The organism is Collinsella sp. CLA-ER-H2, assembly GCF_040092405.1.
GTDB lineage: Bacteria > Actinomycetota > Coriobacteriia > Coriobacteriales > Coriobacteriaceae > Collinsella.
In genome coordinates, this window is the sequence record NZ_JBBNLO010000002.1 from 48,129 (window position 1) to 71,399 (window position 23,271).

Annotated in this window: 20 protein-coding genes, 1 other RNA gene and 1 pseudogene; 5 read left to right on the top strand and 17 right to left on the bottom strand. The window is 59.9% G+C overall.

Annotation, left to right across the window (positions count from 1 at the left end):
* Positions 1-54 precede the first annotated feature (54 nt).
* The 5 genes from AAAX59_RS01000 to glp all read right to left on the bottom strand — a co-directional run bounded on the left by AAAX59_RS01000 (position 55) and on the right by glp (position 5,469).
* Positions 55-1,125, bottom strand: coding sequence for an ATP-binding cassette domain-containing protein (locus tag AAAX59_RS01000; protein WP_349070089.1), 1,071 nt, complete (start codon positions 1,123-1,125; stop codon positions 55-57).
* A gap of 3 nt (positions 1,126-1,128) precedes the next feature.
* Entirely contained in the window at positions 1,129-2,571 is a 1,443-nt protein-coding gene (modB, locus tag AAAX59_RS01005) for a molybdate ABC transporter permease subunit (protein WP_349070091.1), read from the bottom strand.
* Between the two features lie 68 nt (positions 2,572-2,639).
* A complete protein-coding gene (modA, locus tag AAAX59_RS01010; protein ID WP_349070093.1) occupies positions 2,640-3,512 on the bottom strand; it encodes a molybdate ABC transporter substrate-binding protein in 873 nt (290 codons plus the stop codon).
* A gap of 204 nt (positions 3,513-3,716) precedes the next feature.
* Positions 3,717-4,196, bottom strand: coding sequence for a MogA/MoaB family molybdenum cofactor biosynthesis protein (locus tag AAAX59_RS01015; RefSeq protein WP_349070095.1), 480 nt, complete (start codon positions 4,194-4,196; stop codon positions 3,717-3,719).
* Positions 4,197-4,206: 10 nt separating this feature from the next.
* Positions 4,207-5,469 carry a gephyrin-like molybdotransferase Glp gene (gene glp, locus AAAX59_RS01020; protein ID WP_195503888.1) on the bottom strand — a complete coding sequence of 421 codons (1,263 nt, stop codon included), beginning with the start codon at positions 5,467-5,469 and terminating at the stop codon, positions 4,207-4,209.
* Positions 5,470-5,679: 210 nt separating this feature from the next.
* On the opposite strand from glp, the gene AAAX59_RS01025 reads away from it, so the two are divergent.
* Together AAAX59_RS01025 and AAAX59_RS01030 are read left to right on the top strand one after the other, a co-directional pair.
* Entirely contained in the window at positions 5,680-7,101 is a 1,422-nt protein-coding gene (locus tag AAAX59_RS01025) for a chloride channel protein (RefSeq protein WP_349070097.1), read from the top strand.
* Between the two features lie 86 nt (positions 7,102-7,187).
* Positions 7,188-8,150 carry a diacylglycerol kinase family protein gene (locus AAAX59_RS01030; RefSeq protein WP_349070099.1) on the top strand — a complete coding sequence of 321 codons (963 nt, stop codon included), beginning with the start codon at positions 7,188-7,190 and terminating at the stop codon, positions 8,148-8,150.
* A gap of 87 nt (positions 8,151-8,237) precedes the next feature.
* Here the strand turns inward: AAAX59_RS01030 and AAAX59_RS01035 are convergent.
* From AAAX59_RS01035 to AAAX59_RS01050, 4 genes and pseudogenes are all read right to left on the bottom strand, one after another.
* Positions 8,238-8,549, bottom strand: a pseudogene (locus AAAX59_RS01035) (peptide chain release factor-like protein); the annotation flags it as partial.
* 154 nt (positions 8,550-8,703) lie between these two features.
* Complete coding sequence (locus AAAX59_RS01040) at positions 8,704-9,282, bottom strand: xanthine phosphoribosyltransferase (RefSeq protein ID WP_117790618.1); 579 nt, start codon at positions 9,280-9,282, stop codon at positions 8,704-8,706.
* A gap of 157 nt (positions 9,283-9,439) precedes the next feature.
* Complete coding sequence (locus AAAX59_RS01045; RefSeq protein WP_349070103.1) at positions 9,440-10,744, bottom strand: MFS transporter; 1,305 nt, start codon at positions 10,742-10,744, stop codon at positions 9,440-9,442.
* 141 nt (positions 10,745-10,885) lie between these two features.
* Entirely contained in the window at positions 10,886-12,169 is a 1,284-nt protein-coding gene (locus tag AAAX59_RS01050; RefSeq protein ID WP_117629414.1) for an O-acetylhomoserine aminocarboxypropyltransferase/cysteine synthase family protein, read from the bottom strand.
* Positions 12,170-12,403: 234 nt separating this feature from the next.
* Here AAAX59_RS01050 and AAAX59_RS01055 point away from each other — a divergent pair, with 234 nt between their 5' ends.
* Positions 12,404-12,850, top strand: coding sequence for a C-GCAxxG-C-C family protein (locus tag AAAX59_RS01055; RefSeq protein WP_349070105.1), 447 nt, complete (start codon positions 12,404-12,406; stop codon positions 12,848-12,850).
* A gap of 66 nt (positions 12,851-12,916) precedes the next feature.
* On the opposite strand, the gene AAAX59_RS01060 is transcribed toward AAAX59_RS01055, so the two are convergent.
* The 3 genes from AAAX59_RS01060 to rpsA form a co-directional block, all read right to left on the bottom strand.
* A complete protein-coding gene (locus AAAX59_RS01060) occupies positions 12,917-13,555 on the bottom strand; it encodes a YigZ family protein (protein ID WP_349070107.1) in 639 nt (212 codons plus the stop codon).
* 213 nt (positions 13,556-13,768) lie between these two features.
* An RNA gene (gene rnpB, locus AAAX59_RS01065) (RNase P RNA component class A) lies at positions 13,769-14,130 on the bottom strand.
* 324 nt (positions 14,131-14,454) lie between these two features.
* Positions 14,455-15,621: a 30S ribosomal protein S1 gene (rpsA, locus tag AAAX59_RS01070; RefSeq protein ID WP_022095232.1), complete on the bottom strand. Its 1,167-nt coding sequence runs from the start codon at positions 15,619-15,621 to the stop codon at positions 14,455-14,457.
* 315 nt (positions 15,622-15,936) lie between these two features.
* Between rpsA and AAAX59_RS01075 the strand changes: the two genes are divergently transcribed.
* Positions 15,937-16,695: an HAD family hydrolase gene (locus AAAX59_RS01075; RefSeq protein WP_349070109.1), complete on the top strand. Its 759-nt coding sequence runs from the start codon at positions 15,937-15,939 to the stop codon at positions 16,693-16,695.
* Here the strand turns inward: AAAX59_RS01075 and AAAX59_RS01080 are convergent.
* Positions 16,692-18,011 carry an L-serine ammonia-lyase, iron-sulfur-dependent, subunit alpha gene (locus AAAX59_RS01080; RefSeq protein WP_349070110.1) on the bottom strand — a complete coding sequence of 440 codons (1,320 nt, stop codon included), beginning with the start codon at positions 18,009-18,011 and terminating at the stop codon, positions 16,692-16,694. The two genes, AAAX59_RS01075 and AAAX59_RS01080, sit on opposite strands and share 4 nt — an antisense overlap.
* A 272-nt stretch (positions 18,012-18,283) precedes the next feature.
* Here AAAX59_RS01080 and rpiB point away from each other — a divergent pair, with 272 nt between their 5' ends.
* A complete protein-coding gene (gene rpiB / locus AAAX59_RS01085; protein WP_006234151.1) occupies positions 18,284-18,751 on the top strand; it encodes a ribose 5-phosphate isomerase B in 468 nt (155 codons plus the stop codon).
* Between the two features lie 151 nt (positions 18,752-18,902).
* Here rpiB and ndk read toward each other — a convergent pair whose 3' ends face one another.
* The 4 genes from ndk to AAAX59_RS01105 form a co-directional block, all read right to left on the bottom strand.
* A complete protein-coding gene (gene ndk / locus AAAX59_RS01090) occupies positions 18,903-19,307 on the bottom strand; it encodes a nucleoside-diphosphate kinase (RefSeq protein ID WP_006234152.1) in 405 nt (134 codons plus the stop codon).
* Positions 19,308-19,690: 383 nt separating this feature from the next.
* Positions 19,691-21,121 (bottom strand): argininosuccinate lyase, encoded by a 1,431-nt coding sequence (argH, locus tag AAAX59_RS01095; RefSeq protein ID WP_349070112.1) that lies wholly within the window; start codon positions 21,119-21,121, stop codon positions 19,691-19,693.
* Between the two features lie 118 nt (positions 21,122-21,239).
* On the bottom strand, positions 21,240-21,410 hold the full coding sequence (locus tag AAAX59_RS01100) for a hypothetical protein (RefSeq protein ID WP_158550218.1): 171 nt from the start codon (positions 21,408-21,410) through the stop codon (positions 21,240-21,242).
* A 231-nt stretch (positions 21,411-21,641) separates the two neighbouring features.
* Positions 21,642-22,868, bottom strand: coding sequence for an argininosuccinate synthase (locus AAAX59_RS01105; RefSeq protein WP_035138001.1), 1,227 nt, complete (start codon positions 22,866-22,868; stop codon positions 21,642-21,644).
* Between the last annotated feature and the right edge of the window lie 403 nt (positions 22,869-23,271).

Below are 23,271 nucleotides of genomic sequence, written 5' to 3' on the forward strand. Positions count from 1 at the left end.
AACGGCAAAAACAAAGCCGCCGAGGCTTATATTCCCCGACGGCATTACCCGGCGCTATCGACAAACCAAATGGATCCTGCTGGCATCAAAATGCATGCGCAGCGTCTCGCCTGCTTGCGGCAGCTCGTCGACAGGCATGCGCACTTTGTTGACCTTCCACTGCAGGCGCGTCGGCGCGTCGGCGCGCGGCACGTCCAGCAGCACCAGGCGCTCAAAACGTGAATCGCTCACGCGGGCCACATGCAGGTCGTAGCTGTTGCGACCCCGCTCCGCACGATTGTCAACATGGAAGTAGCTTGCGCGAATGCCCAGGTACGCCACATTATCGGGAACCTCGCGACCCACGTTAAAGGTCATGCCCCAGTCGAGGGCCTCAACTTCTTCGTCGCCGATCTTGCGCGCCCGGCTTGTGTTCTTGCAGCCCGTCAGGCGCAGCGCCGCCAGCGTCTGCGGACGGCGGACCACGTCCTCGACGGAGCCGATCTCCTCAACATGCCCGTCATGCATCACGCAGATACGCTCGCACAGGCGGCACGCTTCGTCGATGTCGTGGCTCACGTAGAGCACGGTGCGGTTGCATACATCGAACAGGTCGAGCATGTTCTGTTCGAGGGCGCTCTTAAGATAGGAATCGAGTGCGCTCATGGGCTCGTCGAACATAAAGATGCCGGGATGCGCCGCCACCATGCGGGCAAGCGCCACACGCTGCTGCTGGCCGCCCGAGAGGCGCGCGGGATAGCGGTCGGCAAAGTCGGCCAGTCCAAAGATACTCAGGTAGCGCTCGGCAAGTTGCTTGCGCGCCGCAGCGTCGCCCGCATCCTTTACGCCGGCGCACACGTTATCGGCCACCGTCATGTTGGGAAACAGCTGATAGTTTTGGAACAGTAGGGCGCATTTTCGCTCCTGGGGCGACAGGTTAATGCCCGCGGCCGAGTCAAAAAAAGTCACGCCGTTGACGACGATCTTGCCCTCGTCGGGCGTCTCCACACCGGCAATGCAGCGCAGCGTGCAGCTCTTGCCGCAACCCGAGGCGCCCAGCAGCGCCACGCGCTCCTCGCCGGCCTCAAGCTGCATGTCGAGCGCAAACCCGGGATAACGTTTCTTAATATCCAAAACGAGCGACATGGCTTATCGACCTCCCTTTGCGACCGTGTCATCGCGCATAAGCTCGGCCAACGCCTCGCGATCGATACGCAGCGCATCGCCGCCGACCGGGTCGAGCGAATCGCCCTGTCCGGCGAGATCTTTGGCCTGTTTGCGCTCTGCACGGGAGAGACCGCGCTCGCGATACTTTTGAGAATGCGCCGTGTACATGTTGATGAATAGGATGACCAGGAAGCTGAACGCTATTACGACCACGACCCAAAAGAGAGCCACCGACGTATTGCCGCCCATCCACTCAAAGTAAATCGCAATGGGAATGGTCTGCGTAATGCCGGCGTAGTTGCCCGCAAAGAACAGCGTGCAGCCAAATTCGCCCATCGCGCGGGCAAAGGCGAGCACCGTGCCGGCGGCGATGGAGGGCCAGCCGAGCGGCATCATGAGCTTGGCAAAGATGCGACGTTCGGACCATCCCAAGGTTCGCGCGGCGTCGAGCATTTGCGTGTCGAGGCTCTCAAAGGCTCCGAGCGCCGTGCGGTAGACCAGCGGAAACGACACAACGACAGCCGAAATGACCGCCGCGGGCCAGGTAAAGACGATCGAGATGCCGTGCGCGATGAGCCACTGGCCCACCCCGGTCGAGCGGCCAAACAGCATGAGGAGCAGAAAGCCGCAGACCGTGGGCGGCAGCACCATAGGAATCGTAAAGACCGAATCGAGCAGGCCCTTGATGCGACTCGAGGTACCCATAGTCTTCCACGCGGCAAACAGGCCCAGTGCAAAGGCAATCACCAGGGCAAGGCCGCTCGTTTTGATAGATACCCAAAACGGGCGGTAGTCGATGCCGCCTAAAAAGGAGACCAGAGAGGTCAAGGGCCCCTGCTCATCCCGCAATACGACAGACGATGCCTCTACCATTTGAGCGCTATCAAGCCAACGCGCGCCGCCCTTGGCATCACCCGAGGCCGATGCAATCACCACATAGCGGTCCCCATCCGCACCACGCACATCAAAGCCATAGGTATACCCGCCGGCATCAAACGTTGTTTCCGCCGTAACATACCAAGGAAGATCAACGTCCCCTAGCTGCGCACCTCCCATGCAGTTTGCGCTGTCGAGCTCACAGACGAGGGCCTTGAGACCCGATACGCACTCGTTGTCCTGCGGATCCAATCCATATTTCTCGGCCGCCTTGGGCGATATCCACACCACAACGCGATCGGCAGCAGGCGCCACTACAAGGTCCACGTCCTCGTCAACGGGAAACCGGTAGCCCTCAGGCTGGCCCTCCATGGCACGAGCGGTCCCCTTGGCCAACCGCTCAAAACCCTCGATCCCATAGGAAAGCCCATGAGCGGTCGCAGCAACCTGGGCCCCGTCCTCAGCGACCCCAGCAAACGCAAATCCCGGCACCCAGCAAAGCGCGAAGGTCAAAGCACAGGCGACAAGCATGCGGAATCCATTAAGCACGAAAAGCTCCAAGCGAATACAAGGACGGAGTGAAACACGAAACGATGGAATTATCGCGCCAAGCCGCACTACTCGGAAAGCTCAAAGCCGTACTTAGCCCAAATCTTCTGGGCCTTCTTGTTGGACAGGCAAAAGTCGATAAATGCCTTGGCCTCGTCGGCGTGCTCGGAGCTCTCGGCAACAGCACCCGGATACACGATGGAGTTGTGCGAATCCTCGGGGCACACAAAGGCCTCCTCGATGCCGTCGTAGCGGAAGATGTCGGAGCTGTAGACAAAACCGGCCACGCAGTCGCCTGTGGACACATAGGCGGCGGCGGTACCAACTTTGTCGGCCAGTGCGACCTTGTCGGCGATCTCGGGAACATACTCGCCGTCGTCGCCCTCGGCGCCGGTATAGAGGCCCACGGAGGCCAGAGCCTGGTTGGCGTACTTGCCGGCGGGGACGGTCTTAGCGTCGCCAATGGCGATCTTACCGTCCAGATTCGCGACGTCGGCGATGGCCTCGACCATGGTGTCGGAGCCCTCGGCGCGAATGATCACAAGGTCGTTGACAAACATATCCTCACGGGTGCCGGCGTCGACGAGCTCGGCGGTCTCAGCGTCGTCCATGGTGCCCTTGGAGGCCGTGATGAGCACGTCGACGGCGGCACCGGCGCGCATCTGCTCGACAAGGTCGCCGGACGCTTTGAACTGCGTGTCGGCAAACGTGGTGCCGGTCTGCTCGGTGTAGAGCTCCTGGACCTCGGGCAGAGCCTTCTCGAGAGAGTTAGCAGCGAAGACCTGAAGCTCGACAGCCTTCTTGGACGAAGTCTTGGCGGAACCGGCATCGGAGCCAGTCGACTCAGGTGCCTTATTGTCGGAGCAGCCGGCAAGGCCAAGGCCAGCAGCGGCGACAGCAGAAAGCGAGACGAATCCGCGGCGAGAAACCATATCGAACATGTTCAACCCTTTCGAAGACTACACCCGGGCGCCCCGCCGCGAGCTTTGTTCTGTTACTAGATTATACTTTCACGCGAATAATGTTTCTGATGAATAGCTCTCGCCCGATAATTTTCTTTTACCGATAACCCCGAGACGGCTGCACTGTCGCTGCATAAAAAAGGCGGAGCAGCCCGTAAGGTCGCTCCGCCGCAGGTAGTGCGCTTATTTGGCGTGCCCACCGCCCGCCGTCATTTGGGCCGCATGCTCCAACTGGTCGCTCACGGCCTCCCAGCTTTCGCGGGCCGCTTTCGTAGATCCCGGAAAGTTGATGACAAGCGTATACCCACGCTGCATGCACACGGCGCGCGAAAGCATGGCGCGGCGCGTCTTGGTCATGGAGTACGCACGGATTGCCTCTGCAATACCCGGTACATCGCGGTCGCAGACGGCACGCGTCGCCTCGGGCGTCACATCGCGCATCGAAAGCCCCGTGCCGCCGCAGGTGAGCACGACATTGGCGTGGCACTCATCTGCGGCTTCCACAATGGCATCACCGATCTCGCTGGCGTCGTCGCGCACGACCACATGTGAGGCGACCGTCCAGCCCTGCGCCACGATGAGTTCCTCGAGTGCGGCTCCAGCCTCGTCCTGGCCAAGATCGCGCGTATCCGAGCACGTCACAATCGAAATCTTCAACTCCATAGCATTCCTCCTATAGCACCGTGCCCTCAGGCAGGTCGACACGCACGACATCCACGACGTCGCCCGCCTTGAGCTCGCACGGTCCTTCGTCAATACGCAGCAGGCAGTTGGCGCGTTGCATAGTTCCAAGCAGCGCCGAATTCTGCGTCTTGGCCTCGGTCACCAACAACTCACCGGTCTCGGGGTCGCGCAAAACCGTGGCGCGATCGAAGAAGCGGCGATGCTGTCGCTTTTTCACGCCGTGTGTGAGCGTCGCCTGCTGCACGGGACGCACGCCCTCGACAAAGCCGCGCATCTTGCGAATCGCTGGACGGGCAAGCATCTCAAAGCCTACATACGCCGCGGCCGGATTGCCTGAAAGCCCCAGGTAGGGCTTACCTGCGAGCAAGCCAAACGTGATGGCCTTGCCCGGGCGCATCGAGATGCGGTCAAACAGCACCTCGCCCTCGCGCCGGACGAGCGCCGTCACGAAATCGTAATCGCCCGCCGAGGCGCCACCGCTCGTAATGACAAAATCGCACTCCTGCACGGCACGATGCACCAGCTCGGCAATCGCCTGCTCATCATCGGGCGCAATGCCGTAGAACACGGGCTCGGCGCCGGCATCGAGTGCCTCGGCCATCAGCGCCGAGGAGTTGGAATCGCGAATCTGACCGCGCGCCGGTACCTTACTCGGTGCGACCAGTTCCGTGCCTAGCGAGATAATGCCCACGCGTGGGGCAGCGTGCACCTTCACACTCGCGTATCCGGCGCTTGCCAGCAGACCCGCGCCCGCCGGAGCCACGACCTCGCCGGCGTGCATCACAACATCGCCGGCATGAGCCTCCTCGGCGGCAGAGCGAACGTTCTCCCCTACCCTGGCAGGCGCCGAGAAGCGAACGTGCGAGCCCTCGTTGCCGTCGCCATCGAGCACGTCGACGATCTCGTACTTCACCACGGCATCGGCACCTTCGGGTACCGGCGCGCCCGTCATGATGCGGACTGTCTCACCCGCGCCGATTGTGCCCCCAAACACATGACCCGCGGCCTCGTGTCCGATAACGTCGAGCGTCACTGGCGCATCGCCAGATGCCTGCACCAAGTCCGCCGAGCGCACGGCATATCCGTCCATAGCGCTGTTGGCAAACGGCGAGATGTCGATATCGGCCACCGCATCCTTGGCCAAAGGAAGACCGGCGGCCTGCCACACGGGAATCTCGACGAGATCGGTCGGAGTAACGTGCGACAGGACAATCGACTGTGCGTCATCCAGCGGAATGAGTTTCTCTGCCATATGCACCTCTTAATGCCACGGCGCACAACAGGGGCGCCGATTCTTTATGCTTGTCTCAGTATAATCCCCCGACGCACGACCGCGACTCGGCCCGTACCCGCAAATACACCTGTCGGTTGCAGGCCGCGAAACAGAATAGAAACCAACCCACCGGCTCGTCGCGTTTACCGCGTTTTATAATGCTTGCGTTGCAACCTAAAAGAGGAACATATGGCTCATAACGACAAACCCGAAAGCGCAAACGAGGCGCAGGATCATTCCCAACCGCTCGACGCCGGCGGCTTTTTCTCCCTTAACGACGTCATCATGGCAGGCAGGCATCAGCTCACCCGCTCCGAGCATCTCTTGGCTGTCGACACGCGCCGCAACGTCCGCAACCTATTCGCGAGCGCCAAGTTGCTCATACTCGTCGTCATCGTCTCGCTCGCCATGGGCGTTGCCGCTTGGGCGTTTTTGGCCTCGCTGAATATCGCGACCGACTATCGCGAGCACCATGCGTGGGTCTACGCGCTGCTTCCCGTTGTGGGCGTTGCCACCGCATGGGTGTACAAAAACCACGGCCTTGCCGCCAAACGCGGTAACAACCTGGTCATCGACTCCGCTCTGGGCACACGCCTCATCCATATGCGCATGGCCGTCCTCACCTTCGTCTGCTCCACGCTCACACACCTAACGGGCGGGTCAGCCGGTCGCGAGGGAGCTGCGGTGCAGATTGGCGGCACCATCGCCAGCAACATCTCGAGCCTCGCCCACCTCAAAAAGCACGACCACCACGACCTCATGCTCGCCGGCATCTCGTCGGCCTTTGGCGCCGTATTCGGTTCGCCCCTTGCCGGAGCTTTCTTTGGCATGGAGATGTGCTTTATCGGCAAGATCGACTACACCGCGGGCATCTATTGCCTGGTCGCCTCGTTTACCGGCTACTTTACGTCGCTTGCCTTGGGAACCGAGTACGAGGCGAATGTCATCGCCAGCGTTCCCAACATGACACCACGGACGGTTGTCATCGTTGTTATCAGCGCAATTATCTTCGGTCTGACGGCACGCCTCTTTGCCTGGTCGGTTCGAACCGTCAAAAGCCTTTACGGTCGCTTTATCACCAATTACCTTACTCGCGCACTCGTGGGCGCACTCGTGGTTTTGGCCGCCTATGCCCTCCTTGACGCCTGGGACTACGCCGGCCTTTCCACGTGGCTTTCCGGCGCCGGATTTGCAGGCAACACCACCTTGGCGGACGCAGCCATCAAGTTGGTCGTCACAGCGCTTACCCTGGGCGCGGGCTTCCAAGGTGGCGAGGTCACGCCCCTGTTTGGCATCGGTGCGGCACTCGGTGGCTGGATCGGTTGCCTTACCGGGCTTGACCCCAGTTTTCTGGCGGCTCTCGGCATGCTCGGCGTGTTCTGCGCCGGCCTCAACGTGCCCATCACCACCTGTATGATGGCCATCGACCTGTTCCACGGCACGGCCGCCGGGTTCTTTGTCATCGTGGCCTTTATCAGCTACCTAACCGGCGGACACCGCGGCGTGTACCCCGCCCAGCGCATCATCTCACCCAAGCGCCGCTCGCTTATTGTGGATGAGGGCGGTACGGTAGCGGATGCTATCGAGCGCCACAACGACCTGATAGAGTAGATGTAATAATCGCCGTGCAGCCACAATCGGGGGCAATTCGACCTGAGCGCGACCGCACTGTCATGTCACACGCCGGGAGTCGCCCCATGCACGCAACTGATTTTGGTCGCACGCTCATCATCGCCAACCCAGCCGCCCAGTCGGGTGCGGCACGCGAAGTTGCCGAGCGCCTGCAACGCTTTTTGGATATGACCGCGCGCGCATCCCAGTTTGACCTGGTGCTAACCGAGCACACGGGACACGCCAAGGAGCTGGCCGCACAGGCCCAGGGCTATCGCACCGTTATCGCCCTTGGCGGCGACGGCGTGATTCACGAGGTCGTCAACGGGCTTATGACGCAAGAGGAGGACACCCGCCCCGCTCTTGCCATCCTACCCGTGGGCTCTGGCAACGATTTTGCCCAAACGCTCGGCATCGACGATTTCTCCGGTAAGGATTTTGGCGCGCTGCTCACCTGCGAGCTGCAGCGTCAGGACATCGGGCGCATTCGCTCGTGGAGCCCTGCGAGCGGCAGCGGCGAGGCTACCGTTGAGTACTACGACCAGACGCTCTCGGTCGGCATCGATGCCGCCATCGGCCTTGGCACCACCGAGCTGCGCAAAAAGACCGGCTTGACGGGTGCTCCGCTCTACACCCTTTCGGGACTTGAGCAGTTTGGCCTGCGCTATCGCAGCTACCCCATGACAGTCAGCTTTGACGGCGCGCCCGCCGAGCGCGTGAGGGCGATCATCATGGCGATTCAGCTTGGTCCTACCTATGGCTCGGGCTATCGCATCTGCCCCGATGCCGACCCCTGCGACGGCATGCTCGACGTCTGCTACGCCTGCGGCCCCGTCCCTCGCGCGGTAGCCCTGCCTATGTTCCTTTCGGCCAAGGACGGCCACCATACCAAGTTGCCACCGGTTCGCATGCGCCGCTGCCGCCATGCCGAGCTAACTTTTGAGGAGCCCGACTACCCCATCCAGGCCGACGGCGAGCCCATCGTCGCCTCGCGCATCGAAGTCGACATCCTACCCGGCGCCCTCCAAGTCTGGCACCCAACCCGCTAACCCCACCTAAGTTGCGGTGAAATAGGGACTGTTTATGCAGTTAAAGCCGCGAAACAGTCCCTATTTCACCGCAACTTATTGAGAAGATCATTCCTCCCCGCCCGGCTTGCGACGGTTAGCCTTTTTAATCGCATTGAAGTGCTTGTCGTTGAGCCTGCGCTGGCGCGATCGCTGGGGCACTTTGGTCTTGACGCGACGGCGCGGCGGACGGCCACGACGCTCAAGCTCTGCACGCAGCTTACGCAGGCAGCTCGCGCGATTCTGAAACTGACTACGGCTCTCGCGCGCCGTCACGGTAATTCCCGAAGGGATATGTTTCATACGCACCGCCGAGTCCGTCGTGTTCACACCCTGGCCGCCCGGGCCCGTCGCACGAAACACCTGAACCTCGCAGTCGCGTGCCAACCTCTCAACCGACATCTCGGCATAGCGCGCATACTCGCGCCATCCCATCTTGTTCTCATCCATATCAACACCTCCCCTCATACAAAAAAAATGTGACAAAGGGAAAGTCCCTTTGTCACATCGCATACCAATCGCTTGTGTTGCGCGCTTAAGCGAAGGTGATCTCGCCGGTATCGCAGTCCATATCGGCGATACGGGCCAGGCTCTCAACGCGGAAGCCGCGCTCGCGGAGCTTATCGCCACCGCCCTGGAAGCCCTTCTCCACCGCGATGCCAATGCCGGCAACCTCGGCACCCGCAGCCTCGCAGATCTTGATAAGACCCTCGAGTGCGCAGCCGTTGGCCAGGAAATCGTCGATAATCAGGACCTTGTCGCCCTCGGACAGGAAGCGCTTGCCAACGATGACCGGGTACTCCTTCTGCTTGGTAAAGGAGTAGATGGTCGTGGCATACTGCTCGCCATCGAGGTTGATGGACTGTGCCTTCTTAGCAAAGACCACCGGTACGCCGCCAAAATGCTGAGCTGCGATGCAAGCCATGCCAATGCCCGAAGCCTCAATCGTCAGGATCTTGTTGATCTCGACATCCTTGAACAGACGGGCCCACTCGGCGCCCATGTGGTCGAACAGCTCAACGTCGCACTGGTGGTTGAGGAAGGCATCAACCTTAAGGACGTTACCGGCCTTTACGATGCCGTCATGGCGAATACGATCCTCAAGCTCCTGCATGGCGCAACCCCTTCTCGCGGCAACGATACCGCGCGATTAATAAACGTTGTTCGATAGTCTACCACGGACCGACCCCCGCCCGCCCCACAAGCCGCATCGCACCACAAACCAGTCTTTTTGGGACGGCGCGAATCGTGGCAGACAGCCTCCCAACACGCTAATGGCGGGCGCGCATCTTCACCAAACGCACCATGGCAAGCGCAAAGCCCACAGCGGCCACAGCCATAAGCACGTAGAACACCGAGCGAAAGCCGAATAGGAATACATCCGGACGGCCTGCAACAAAACTGGTCACGGCCTCGCCCATCGCCACGCTCATCTGCCCATAAAGGATATGCGAACCTGCCGTAATACCCAGCGCCATGCCCGCATAGCGCGCCAAGCTGCCCAAGCTACCTGCAAAGCCAAGTGCCTCGCGCGGAGCCGAGCCCATGTACAGCGAGTTGTTGGGGCTCTGGAAAATCGACGTACCGCACGACATAAATGCGACGCAGCACACGATCACAGGGATAGAAGAGTGCTCGTCGAGCGTGCTTACTGCAAAGAGACCGCACACGTACACGCCCAGGCCGACCGCCGTGGGACCCTCGCAGCCAACACGGTCCGAAACCGTTCCCGAAAGCGGGCCGATAAAGGCATTCACCATTGGCAGCGCCAAAAAGAGCAGTCCGGAAATGTCGGAACCAAAGCCGTGGGCGTCCTGAAAATAGAACGGCAGGATAAACTCGGATGCGCCAATGCCAACAAACACGATGAGCATGCAGGCAAGATTGATGGTGAAGGCCGAATTTGCAAAGCAGCGACGCGCGGCCTCCGCCAGCGACATGGGGCGCTCGCCGGCCTCCGGCTTAACATGCGGCAGTGTGTAGAGCCCCACGATAAACGAGATGACGCCAATGGGCAGGTTGATGAGGAAGATGCTCTCCCAAGGAAAGCTTGCCACCAGCATGCCGCCGAGCACGGGGCCACACATCATGCCGAGGGCCACAAAGGTCGCTAGAATGCCCATGGCACGGCCTCGTTCGCGCGCCGGAAACGACTCGGTGATGATACCCATGTTGTTAGCCATGGCCGCCGCGCAACCGACGCCCTGAACAATGCGTGCCAGGATAAGAACCTCGAGCGAGGCCGAAAGGCCGCACAGCAGCGAACCGACCGAAAAGACGATGACGCCCAGCTGAAACACATTCACCTTGCCGCGCACGTCGCCCAGACGGCCAAACGGCAACATAGCCACGCACGTCGCAAGCAGATACACAGAGCTTACCAGCTGAATGCGATCGAGGCCCACACCCAGCTCTTTTTGCATCACGGGCAGCGCCACGGTCACGACGGTCGAATCCAGACACACCATAAACGTCATGATGAGCACGGTAAACAGAATCGCCCATTTGTTCTTGCCATGGGTGTCGCCCTCTAGGGCAATGCGCTCGCGGCGCAGCTGCTCTGCAGTTTTCTCCATATCCATCCTTTCGAGTGGTACAACGCAAAAACGGGGCCCCAATCGCCTGCGAACAGTCACGATTGGGGTCCCGCCTACGGAATCGGAACGAAAGGTCACCGAAGCTTTCTGCCAGCATCGGCGACTTGTGCGAAGGCTAGCCTAGCACTGCTCGAGTGCCTGCTCAAGGTCGGCAATCAGATCGGCCGTGTCCTCGAGGCCGCACGACAGGCGCACCATGTCGGCGGAGATGCCGCAGGCGATGAGCTCCTCATCGTTCATCTGACGGTGCGTGGCGTTAGCGGGATGCAGGCAGCAGGTGCGAGCATCGGCCACATGCGTGGCGATCTGGGCGAGTTTAAGGCTCTTCATAAAGGTCTCGGCCGCCGCGCGACCACCGTTAAAGCCAAAGCTCACGACGCCGCAGGTACCGTTGGGCATGTACTTCTGAGCCAGGTCATAGTACTTATCGCCCTCCAGGCCCGGATAGCTCACAAAGCGCACCTTGGGATGGCTCTGCAGGAACTTAGCAACGGCCAGGCCGTTCTCACAATGACGCGGCATACGCACATGCAGGCTCTCGAGCGAGCTATTCAGGAAAAACGCCGCCTGCGGGTTCTGCATGGGGCCGAGGTCGCGCATGAGCTGAGCGGTTGCCTTGGTAATGAAGGCACCCTCGCGACCGAACTTCTCGGCATAGGTCACGCCGTGATAGCTCTCGTCGGGCGTGGTGAGACCCGGGAACTTGTCTGCATGGGCCATCCAGTCAAACTGGCCGTGGTCGACGATCACGCCACCCAGGTAGGCCGCATGCCCATCCATGTACTTGGTGGTAGAGTGCGTGACGATGTCGGCGCCCCACTCAAAGGGACGGCACATCACGGGCGTCGGGAAGGTGTTGTCGACCATCAGCGGCACGCCGTGGTCATGCGCGGCCTTGGCAAAGCGCTCAATATCGAGCACGGCAAGGGCGGGGTTGGCAATCGTCTCGCCAAAGACGAGCTTGGTATTGGGCTCAAAGGCTGCCTCCAGCTCCTCATCGGTGCAGTCGGGGGCGACAAACGTGCAAGTCACGCCCATGCGGCCCATGGTGTGGGCGAGCAGGTTATACGTACCGCCGTAGATAGCAGAGCTCGCGACCACGTGATCACCGGCACCGGCCACGTTAAAGATCGCGAGGAAGTTCGCGGCCATGCCCGAACTCGTGAGCATCGCAGCGGTGCCGCCCTCCATCTCGCAGATCTTGGCGGCAACCAGATCGCACGTGGGATTCTGCAGACGGCTGTAGAAGTAGCCCGACTCCTCCAGGTCAAACAGCTTGCCCATGTGCTCGGACGTGTCGTATTTCCACGTGGTGGACTGGTAGATGGGCACCTGGCGCGGCTCCGCATCGCCCGGATGATAGCCGCCCTGAACGCACGTGGTACCGATAGTCTGCTCGCACATATCCAACTCCCTTACTTGGGTTTTGTTTTTATTCGGTTCACGATACCGCTACCCCGCACCCCTCTCAACCCATCCCGCCGATAGGTTATGGGACAAATTAATCAGGTTTATTTGTCCCAAATCTTAAGAAAGTGTTCGATGGCGAAAAACAATGAGATATGCACTGCGGTCTCGATAAGCGAATGCGCCAGCAAGGGTACCATAGGCGGGTACACCGCAATCAAGGAGACACCGATGAAGCAGATTGATACCACTCAGCTCAACACTGCCACCTGCCAGGCTCAGGCTGCCGAATACCACGCCCGCGGCTTTAACTGCGCGCAGGCCGTCGCCTGCACGCTCGCGCCCGCTGTGGGGCTCGACCCCCAGGTCGCCTTTACCCTCACCGAGGGCTTTGGCGCCGGCATGGGCGGCATGACCGAAACTTGCGGTGCCATCTCGGGCGCTGTGGCCATCATGGGCTTTGTAATGAGCGATGGCATGGAAAACCCCAAGACCAAGGGCCAGACCTACAAACTGTCGCGCGAGATCGCCAAACGTTTTGGCGAGAAGAACACGACGACCGTCTGCGGCACGCTCAAGGGCGTCGGATCGGATAAGGGTCCGCTCCGCAGCTGCCCCGGCTGCATCGACGATGCCGTCGAGATCGCCTGTGATGTGCTAAAGCAGCTCGCCGAGTAGACGGCAGCAACATAAAAGACGGCCGGCGCGCTTGGGATCCATCCAAAAGCACGCCGGCCGTCGTCGTTAGAACTCGGCAAATTCGGGAGCGCCGGCCTCGATCTCCTCGCGCCCCGCCATAAGCTCGCGCATCTTGGCACAAAATGGCTCCTGCTCCCCCGCCTTAAACACCAAATGAATCGTCACGGCATCCGCGTAATCGGTATCCGCAACCTTGGCACCCGAATCCTGCGCCAAGCGAAGCACCTGGTCGTATTGCGGATAGGCCACACGTACATCAACCGGCACGACGCTCGTCATTTCGACGATCTGCCCGGCCTCCTGAGCCGCGGCCACCGCCGCCTGCGTCGCCGCGGTATAGGCGCGCACCAAGCCACCGGGCCCTAACAGCGTGCCACCAAAATAACGTGTCACAACACAGCATACGTTTTTAAGTCCCGCACCGCGCAGCACCTCGAGCGTCGGCATACCGCTCGTGCGGCTAGGCTCACCATCATCGCTCTGGCGCTCGCGTCCATCGACCAAAATCCACGCGGGAACATTGTGTCGAGCGTCGTAATGACGCTTGCGAACCATCTCGATAAAGGCATTCGCCTCGTCCTCGGACTCAATATGGACCAGCTGGGCAATAAACCGACTCTTACGATCGACGAACTCACCCGTAGCCTCAATATTCGATTGCAGAGTAAAATAGCTGTCCAACAAAGCCCCTCAACAAAACTAAGCGCGGCAACAAACAGCCTCAATAATACGATAACCCTAGTAAAAAGAATGGCAACGCCGATGATTCCGTCAACGAAAGCGAGAACCCGTCAGCGCGAGCAAGGTGCCTTGAAAGCCGAGGGCATTGACCTTATGGTCATGCCCGAAGGTTTGAAAGGCAGATTGCCGCGCTGACGGGTTCGCAGCGTCAACAAAGTGCCGAGTGGGCCGATAAGCCGGGTTCTGTCGTGAACGGTCATTTATCTTGTCTGCACGTTACCGTGCAGCTCCACGCACGCTACCCGAACGCGGACCGGGCCGGCCCATAGCGTTCCTATTCGCGCTTGCTCCGGATGGGGCTTGCCAAGCCGCCATGTTGCCACGACGCTGGTGGTCTCTTACACCACCGTTTCAGCTTTTCCCTTTACGCCTTGCGGCGCAGGTGGGAGTCTTCTTTTCTGCGGCGCTTTCCGTCGGATCACTCCGCCCGGCCGTTAGCCGGCATCCCGCCCTCTGGAGCCCGGACTTTCCTCACGCGTACCGCAAGCAGTACATCGCGCGACCGTCTGGCCCACTCAGCAGTGCAAGAGTGTAGCACACCGCCGCCACAGGCAACGGCACAACACAAGCGCTCGACACGATAAACCAAGAAGCGCCCATGCGCTACAATAATCCCGTCGATGGGCAACGTTGTCAGTCGAGACGCGACCGCGCTCCGCACCCCTCCGTCTACTCGGTGCGTTCCCGCCTCCTCCCCGAGGCGGGATGTCGGCTTTTTTCATGCACCGACAATCCAATAGCCTGTGGACAGCCCGGCAGCATTGCGCATCTCGGTGCCAAATGCAAAAAGGGACCCGTCCATTACGGACGGATCCCTTAAAACAAGTGATCGTCAAACCGATTTACTCGGCGTCGGTCTCCTCGTCCTTCTTCTCGGAAGGCAGCGGGGTAACCTCGATCTCGACGCCCAGAGTCTCAGCAGCAGACTTCATGGACAGGGAGATACGACGACGGTCGAGGTCGATTTCCATGACCTTGACCTGAACCTTGTCGCCCACATGGGTGACCTGAGAAGGCTGATCGACGTGCTTGTTGGCCATCTCGGAGATGTGCACCAGGCCCTCGATGCCCTCGCCCAGATCGACGAAAGCGCCGAACGGGACAAGCTTGGTCACAGTGCCCTCGACGATAGCGCCGACGGGGTACTTCTTGACCAGTGCGCGCCACGGATCCTCGGTGGTCTGCTTGAGACCCAGGGAGATGCGCTCGCGGTTGAGATCGACGTCGAGAACCTCGACCTCGACCTCCTGGCCGACCTTGACAACCTCGGAAGGATGGTTGACGTGGTTCCAGGAGAGCTCGGAGATGTGGATGAGGCCGTCGATACCGCCGAGGTCGACGAAGGCGCCGAAGTCGACGATGGAGGAAACGGTGCCCTGGAGACGCATGCCAGACTTGAGCTTGGACAGGATCTCGGAGCGCTCGGCCTTACGGGACTCCTCGAGCACGACGCGACGGGAGAGGACGACGTTGTTGCGGTTGCGGTCCATCTCGATGACGCGGGCCTCGATGCGGGTGCCCATGTAAGAGGTGAGGTCCTTGACGCGACGGAGGTCGACGAGGGAAGCGGGCAGGAAGCCACGCAGGCCGATGTCGAGGATCAGGCCGCCCTTGACAACCTCGATAACCTCGCCCTCGACGTTCTCGCCGGAGTTGAACTTCTCCTCGATGCGGTTCCAAGCACGCTCGTACTCAGCACGCTTCTTGGAGAGGACCAGACGACCGTCCTTGTCCTCCTTCTGGAGAACCAGGGCCTCGATGGGATCACCGAGTGCAACGATGTCTGCAGGGTTAGCGTCCTTGCGGATGGACAGCTCGCGGACCGGGATAACGCCCTCGGACTTGAATCCGATGTCAACGAGCACCTCGTCATGCTCGATCTTAACGACAGTGCCGTTAACGAGATCGCCCTCATCAAAGTCGGTAATCGTACCGTCGATGAGGTTGTTCATCTCCTCCTCGTTGACATCGTCAAGAGAGAAAATGGACGAGTTCTGAATCTCACTCAAAGGTGGACCCCTTTCGAACTACGGGGCCCCGATTGCTAGGACCTACAGAAGGGTGCGACAAGCACACAACGTTTAGGAACACTCGGGAGCCGACAGATACTAATGTGACGCTTATGCAATCACGTTCGTATAGGTTACGGGGAAATCAGTTCGATTTCAAGCGTGAACTGCGATTTTTTACTCGTGTGGAGACTTTTTCGTAATCTTATGAACACACGTCTCCACAACTTGACGATAACCAGCCAGGCATTCGGCTTTGGGGTAAAGTATCCGGAGCCAACGACTCTAGATCATATTTACGAGAAAGGTGCCCGCGTGCTCAAAGCAGTCGTTTTCGATATGGACGAGACGCTTCTTAGCATCAACCTCAACGCGTTCATCCTTCGCTATTTTAAGGAAGTCTCGTCGATGCTCGCGGACATCGGACGTCGCAGCCGTGGTGGCACGATGGCGCGTCTCGGCACCATCCTGGTCGACCTCAATGCCAATCGCCGCAGCGGCACGGACAATCGCACCAATCTTGAGTTTTACCAGACCGAGGTCGAGCGCAGATGTGGTATCTGCCTCTCCGACCCCATGATCTACGAGGCATTTACCTACTACGATCGAGAAGTTCTTCCCCACAAGAATGACGACGTCATCAACGCCCATGCTATGCCGGGCGCACACGCCGCACTTCAGGCCGTGCAGGACGCGGGGCTGCGCTGCGCGCTCTTTACCAACCCCAGCTTTCCGCAGGGGGCCATCGAATGCCGCATGGGTTGGGGCGACCTGGCCGACGCCCCCTTTGAGCTCGTGACGCACATGGGAAACGCCACCCGCTGCAAGCCCGATGCCACCTACTATCTAGAGCAGCTTCAGGTGATGGGGCTCGAGCCGCAAGAGGTCCTTATGGTGGGCAACGATCCCAAACGCGACTTCCCGTCCCCCGATTGCGGCATCCAAACCGCCTATGTGGGCCAGGGCAAGCCCAGCCGAGCCACCTGGCGCGGGACCATGGAAGACTTCGCCCGCGACTTTAACGCCGTAGTAGAGGCCTTCTACGAGCACCAAGTAGCCGACGAACTGTCTTAACAGACCTGGGTTTTGCCGATCATGATGTTGAGGATCTCGACGTCGGTGTCCTTCATGCCCACGCGCCCCACATAGCCCATGCTGGCGATCGTCTGCTCGACAGTATCTTGGATCAGACCCTCTCCGGCACGGAAGCCACGGCCCTGCATAGCCATATCGTGACCCAGAATCGCCGCATCAACGGCAGCGGAAATCTTGGCGGCGCAGCTCGCCTTGGCTCCATCGCACACGATGCCGCCAACGTTACCGAGCGTATTGGAGACCGTCGCACCGATTTGCTCGCGCGTGCCACCGCACAGCCAGGTAATCGCAGCGCCGGCGCCGCACGCGGCGCAAATAGCACCGCAAAACGCCGAGAGCGCACCGATATAGCTCTTGATATGCACGGCAATGAGATCGGACAGCATCACGGCGCGCACCAGGCGGTCGTGGTCGCAGCGCAGGTACTCGGCATACTCCATAACGGGCAGTGCACAGGTAATGCCCTGGTTGCCCGAGCCACACACAATGGCGACCGGCAGCGCGCAGCCGTTCATGCGGGCGTCGGACCCGGCGGCCGCACGGGCACGGGCACGGCAGGCGACGTCATCGGCACGAGCACCCAGCAGCGTACGACCCACCTCGGCGCCCCAAGCGTGCGCAAGGCCCTCGGCACTGATTGCGCCATTCAGCTCAATCTGACGCTCAACGGCAGCGCGGGCGCCCTCAATGTCACCGTCCTCGATAAAGTCGATGATGGAATCAATGGACATGGGCGTATCGGCGTTATCTGCCGCACGCTCGGCCACCACGCGCTCGGCGCAGGCGGCGCACTCCCCCGCCGACTTACCGCATACCGGAATACCGTCGAGCGTATGGCACGTGACATTAGTGTGGTGATCGGTAATCTCGACGACCGCGGTATGGCCCCCGGCCGTCGCAGTCACCTTGATGTAGAGGTTGGGCACACCCTCGACAAGCGACACATCGCAGTAGTCCGCATCGGCAAGCAGCTCGGCCACGCGGGCGCGATCCGCATCATCGACGCTCTCGAGCACCTCGAGCGCGCTCTTAGCGTCGCCGCCCACGGCACCCAGCACGGCCGCGGCTTCAATACCGTGCATACCGCCCGAGTTGGGCACGGTCACGCTCTTAACGTTCTTGATGATGTTGCCCGAACAGGCAACATCCATATGATCGGGATCGCAACCGAGCGTCTGGCTCGCCAGCGCTGCTGCATAGGCAACGGCAATGGGCTCGGTACAGCCGAGCGCGCAGACAAGCTCGCGGTTCAAAACATCGCAAAACGCGGCATCACGGACGGAATCGGTAGGCATAGGTATCTCCTGCTTGCATAACGGGCTGGGCTCTCAAGAATGGTTAGTTCCTTTATTTGATAACAATGCATCAAAAACCGCAACCATGGTTCCGGCGGACGGCGCTCAAGCACAAACTGACAGCATTCATTCATGAGAAGCCGGTCTTGTTGCATGCTAAAGCGTTTGACCAAAAAACACCCGAGCGTTTACGCAAAAGTCGCGCTATCATGCAGTCGAACGCGGTAAACACCTTTAGCATTTGCGCCGCACAGACAAGAGAGGAACCATCCATGAAGATCGGTATCGGTAACGACCACGCCGCCGTCGAGCTCAAGAACATCATTTCCGAGCACCTGAAGGAGCGCGGCTGCGAGGTCGTGAACTTTGGCACCGACACCTCCGAGAGCTTTGACTACCCCATCGCCGGCTACAAGGTGGGTAAGGCCGTTGCCAACGGCGACGTCGACCTGGGCATCCTCATCTGTGGAACCGGTGTCGGGATTAGTCTGGCTGCCAACAAGGTCGAGGGCGTACGCGCCGTCGTGTGCTCCGAACCCTTCAGCGCCAAGCTCTCGCGCATGCACAACAACACCAACGTGCTCGCCTTTGGTGCTCGCGTCGTGGGCTCCGAGCTCGCCAAGATGATTGTCGACGAGTGGCTCGACGCCGAGTTTGAGGGCGGTCGTCACGAGCGTCGCGTTAACCTCCTCAACGAGATCGACCACACGCGCGGCCTCAAGGTCGTCGACGAGGCCTAAACCACTCAGTGTCACAAGCTAACAGCAGGGGCCCGCTCGGAACTCATGACCGAGCGGGCCCCTTCATAGATTTTGGAATAAAAGGGCGCCGCGGATGGAGTTCCGCGGCGCCCAAGCCACACGCTAACAGCTTTAAGGAGTCAAAGCTGGTTTAGCCAAAGAAGCGCTTGATCTCAATCTCGGCGTTCTCCAGGCAGTCGGAGCCGTGGATCACGTTGGCGTTGACATCGACGGCAAAGTCGCCGCGGATGGTACCAGGAGCAGCGTCAAGCGGATTAGTAGCGCCCATGAGGGTGCGCATCTTAGCAACAGCGGAGAGACCGGAAACGACCATCTTGACGACCGGACCGCTCGTCATAAAGTCACAGAGACCGCCAAAGAAGGGCTTGTCGGCCAGATGGGCGTAGTGCTCCTCGACGGTAGCGCGCTCGAGCGTGGTCATCTCCATGCGCTCGATGACAAGGCCGCTGCGCTCAATGCGAGCAACAATCTCGCCGATCTTGCGGTCGCGCACGGCGTCGGGCTTAATCATGATGAAGGTCTTCTCGATAGCCATAAGGTAGCCTTTCAAGTAGGTTCGCGCGTGCCCAAGTCCCATTCCGGCACCCGCCTGGACTGCATCGTAACAGAGTTTTAGCTGCAGTTAAACAAGAAGACGTTTATTGAAACGCTATTATTTATTGAAGCGTTCCATATGTGTCACTTCTGTTTCGAAGCCCGACTAGAGTATCATTCGCCCAGCTACAGAGCACAATGAACAGAGCAGACGGTCGATTGCCGCCCGCGAGCGTAACACCTTCACAACCTACCCAAAGGTCCTACAGAAGTTCTCGACAAGCTCAGCCCTGCGAAAACAAAAACGGGCGCCCGCATAAGCGAACACCCGTAAGAGCAAAAACGATTTATCTGGAAACGACGATGATTGCGCCGATCAAGCCCCTAGTTTGCCCCGTGGCCCATCTCGACAACCTTGGTCAGCGAACCAAACGCACGCTCGTCAGACGAGAGCTGAGCCCCGGCGCGCCCAAGCTGCGCGGCAACGGCGGCAGGAGCGGTGCCGCCCTCGGTCGTGCGCGCGGCGACAATCGACGGGATGTCGAGCGCCTCGGTAATGTCGCGCTCAAAGAGCGGGCTTGCCTCCTGGAACACCTCAAACGGCAGGTCCTCAAGATTGCAGCCGCGCTTCTCGCACATCAGGACCAGATGGCCCACCACGGCATGTGCCTCGCGGAACGGCAGACCACGCTTAGCCAGGTAATCGGCAACATCGGTGGCGGCAAGGTGCCCCACGCCGCACTCGCGCGCCATGGCATCCTCGTTGACGGTCCAAGTCGAAATCATACCGGCCATAACCGACAGACACTGCATGAGCGTATGGGCGGTATCGAGCGCGCTCTCCTTGTCCTCCTGCAAGTCCTTGTTATAAGCAAGCGGCAAGCCCTTCATGGTTACCAGCAGCTGCACCAGGTTGCCGTACACGCGACCGCTCTTGCCGCGGATAAGCTCGGCAAAGTCGGGGTTCTTCTTCTGCGGCATGATAGACGAGCCGGTGGAGTAGGAGTCTGAAAGCGTGATAAAGCCAAATTCGGAGCTCGACCACAGCACGATCTCCTCGGAAAGACGCGACAGGTGCATCGCCATGACGGATCCGGCGTAATGCAGATCGAGCAGGAAATCACGGTCGGAAACCGCATCGAGCGAGTTGGGAATCACGCCCGCAAAGCCAAGTTCGGCAGCCGTCATCTGGCGATCGAGCGGATAGCTCGTACCGGCAAGCGCGGCAGCACCCAGCGGGCAGTTGTCGGCGGCATCAAAGGCGGCCTTCAGGCGCGTAAAGTCGCGCGCGAACATCCAGGAATACGCCAGCAGATGATGCGAGAGCAGCACGGGCTGAGCGTGCTGCATATGCGTGTAGCCCGGCAGAATCACCTTGTCGTACTTCTTAGCCGCATCCACCAGCACATGGCGCAGCTCAAGATTGGCCTCCATGAGCTCCTTGGCCAGCGCCTTGACGCCCAGGCGCGTATCGGTCGCCACCTGGTCGTTGCGCGAACGGCCGGTATGCAAGCGCTTACCGGGCTCGCCGATGCGGCGCGTCAACTCGCTCTCGATGGACATATGAATGTCCTCATCGTTGATATCGAAGGTAAAGTTGCCAGCATCGATATCCTGTTCGATTCCGGTCAGGCCCTTGGCAATCGCCTGCTCGTCCTCGGCACTGATGATGCCCTGGGCCGCCAGCATTTTGGCATGCGCCTTAGAGCCGGCGATATCCTGCTTATAGAGATGTTTGTCGACCGGCAGCGACGCGCCAAACTCCTGCGTGACCTCGGCCACGCCTGCCTCAAAACGACCGCCCCAAAGAGCCATGGAACCGTCCCCTTTCTCCAAATACCAAAACAAGCGCCCAAAGCAATGCGCCATATCGCTAAAGCGATTTTTCAACCGCTAGTTTTACACATTCCCCACCGTGTGCGGTGCCATGTAGCTAATTTGCAAAGAAGTGACGCGCCATGCACTTGGCGCCCAACGTCTCCCTCCGGATGTTGCCCTGCGAACCATCGATCCAGGCCTTCAGGCTCATAGGGACGTCCTCGACCCTTGCAGCATCGAACTCGGGCGCGAGGGCAAGTAAAGCATGCGCGATAGCATTGAACATAATGGATACTCCTCATATATAGGCGCAGAGCCGCCAAATTGATAGAAGGAGCCCCGCCGGACAACCCCGGCGGGGCTCGGACTCAGCCACAGTCGCGGCATCATATATGCGGGCGGAACGTAGGGGCCACCGATGTTAAGAAGTGTCAGCAAGCATAACGAAAGGTAGGGACCCCGTGCGCCCGTTATGTATCACGCGGATGGGCCGCGCGGATACCAAGGGAAGGAGGCGCTAGGCCTGGGCGGCAGCAGAGCTGGGGCCCTGGACCTTTGCCCACGTCTTGAGCGACAGCGTATCGATCTCGATAAAGCCGGCGCTGGCCTTCTCGTCAAACGTGGTGTCGCGGTCGTAGGTAGCCAGGCCGTAGTCGTAGAGGCTGAAGGGACTCTTGCGGCCGACGACATGGCAGTTGCCCTTAAAGAACTTCAGACGGACAGTGCCGGTCACGAACTTCTGGGTATCGGCCATAAAGGCGTCGAGCGCGTTCTTGAGCGGGCTGTACCACTGGCCGTTGTACACGGCGGTGGCCCAATCCTGCTCGAGCTTGATCTTGGTCTTGAGCAGGTCGCCCTCGACGCAGATGTCCTCGAGCGCCTTGTGGGCGGTGATGAGCGTCAGGGCGCCGGGAACCTCATAGCACTCGCGGCTCTTGAGGCCCACCAGACGATCCTCGACCAGGTCAAGACGGCCAAAGCCGTTGTCGCCCGAAATCTTGTTGAGGGCGATGACGATCTCGGAGAGCTTCATCTTCTTGCCGTCGACGGCGACAGGCTTGCCGGCCTCAAACTCGATCTCGGTATAGGTCGGGGTGTCAGGCGTGTCCTCGGGGTTCTTGGTCATAACCCAAGCGTCATCGAGCGGCTCATTCCAAGGGTCCTCCAGGTGACCGCACTCGATGGCGCGACCCCACAGGTTGTCGTCGATGGAGTAGGGGTTGTCGTTGGCGCCCTCGGGAACCGGCACGTTGTGGGCGTGGGCATAGGCGACCTCGTCGGGACGGCACTTCAGGTCCCACTCGCGAACCGGGGCGATAACCTTGAGCTCGGGGTCGAGGGCCTTGACGGCGGCCTCAAAACGGACCTGGTCGTTACCCTTGCCGGTGCAGCCGTGGGCGACGTAGGTCGCGCCAAACTCGTGGGCGACCTCAACAAGCTTCTTGGCAAGCAGCGGGCGAGACAGGGCGGAGAGCAGCGGGTACTTGTTCTCGTACATGGAGTTTGCTGCGATGGCTTTGGTCAGGAACTCATCGGAGAACTCGTCGCGCAGGTCGAGCACCTGGCAATCGAGAACGCCCAGGTCGAGCGCCTTCTGCTTCTTGGCATCCAGTCCGGTCTCTTCCTGGCCCACGTTGCCGCAGACACAAACGACATCGAGATTCTTCTCGTCCTGGAGCCACTTGACACATACGGATGTATCAAGACCACCGGAATATGCGAGAACGACTTTTTCCTTGCTCATGGCTGTTTCCTTTCGCCCTTGGTAGCTAGTTAGAACATCGGTCAGTTGCAAGTCACCTTGAGGTCAAAAACCGTGCAATATCAGGTTATTCAGCAGAATGCATCACAGGCATGCCCTAGAAACATGCGGCTATGTCGTGCTAAGACCCAACGACCTCAAAATGACTCTGTTGAGGCAATTCGCCCCATGCGGACAGAGACGATTGTTATCGTCGTCGGGAAATTGCGCGCTGGCGTCGGATGGCATTGTCTGCAGTGGTGATGATCTTTACGAACTGCATCTGCCTCTCCTTTCACGTATCGCCGGGCGCAATTCAAATATCGTAAACGGTACCTTTTACTCGGTAAGCGGTTGTTTTCCGTCTCCGTTTTCGATGGTCGCTATATTACGCTAAAGTGCCCGC

Excerpts from the sequence above, each read along its gene's own strand:
- argH (WP_349070112.1), bottom strand. The coding sequence starts at position 21,121 with ATGGCTCTTTGGGGCGGTCGTTTTGAGGCAGGCGTGGCCGAGGTCACG.
- AAAX59_RS01080 (WP_349070110.1), bottom strand. The coding sequence starts at position 18,011 with ATGCCTACCGATTCCGTCCGTGATGCCGCGTTTTGCGATGTTTTGAAC.
- AAAX59_RS01030 (WP_349070099.1), top strand. The coding sequence starts at position 7,188 with ATGCACGCAACTGATTTTGGTCGCACGCTCATCATCGCCAACCCAGCC.
- AAAX59_RS01000 (WP_349070089.1), bottom strand. The coding sequence starts at position 1,125 with ATGTCGCTCGTTTTGGATATTAAGAAACGTTATCCCGGGTTTGCGCTC.
- rpiB (WP_006234151.1), top strand. The coding sequence starts at position 18,284 with ATGAAGATCGGTATCGGTAACGACCACGCCGCCGTCGAGCTCAAGAAC.
- AAAX59_RS01015 (WP_349070095.1), bottom strand. The coding sequence starts at position 4,196 with ATGGAGTTGAAGATTTCGATTGTGACGTGCTCGGATACGCGCGATCTT.
- ndk (WP_006234152.1), bottom strand. The coding sequence starts at position 19,307 with ATGGCTATCGAGAAGACCTTCATCATGATTAAGCCCGACGCCGTGCGC.
- AAAX59_RS01105 (WP_035138001.1), bottom strand. The coding sequence starts at position 22,868 with ATGAGCAAGGAAAAAGTCGTTCTCGCATATTCCGGTGGTCTTGATACA.
- AAAX59_RS01040 (WP_117790618.1), bottom strand. The coding sequence starts at position 9,282 with ATGCAGGAGCTTGAGGATCGTATTCGCCATGACGGCATCGTAAAGGCC.
- AAAX59_RS01045 (WP_349070103.1), bottom strand. The coding sequence starts at position 10,744 with ATGGAGAAAACTGCAGAGCAGCTGCGCCGCGAGCGCATTGCCCTAGAG.
- glp (WP_195503888.1), bottom strand. The coding sequence starts at position 5,469 with ATGGCAGAGAAACTCATTCCGCTGGATGACGCACAGTCGATTGTCCTG.
- AAAX59_RS01025 (WP_349070097.1), top strand. The coding sequence starts at position 5,680 with ATGGCTCATAACGACAAACCCGAAAGCGCAAACGAGGCGCAGGATCAT.
- AAAX59_RS01055 (WP_349070105.1), top strand. The coding sequence starts at position 12,404 with ATGAAGCAGATTGATACCACTCAGCTCAACACTGCCACCTGCCAGGCT.
- modA (WP_349070093.1), bottom strand. The coding sequence starts at position 3,512 with ATGTTCGATATGGTTTCTCGCCGCGGATTCGTCTCGCTTTCTGCTGTC.
- AAAX59_RS01100 (WP_158550218.1), bottom strand. The coding sequence starts at position 21,410 with ATGTTCAATGCTATCGCGCATGCTTTACTTGCCCTCGCGCCCGAGTTC.
- AAAX59_RS01050 (WP_117629414.1), bottom strand. The coding sequence starts at position 12,169 with ATGTGCGAGCAGACTATCGGTACCACGTGCGTTCAGGGCGGCTATCAT.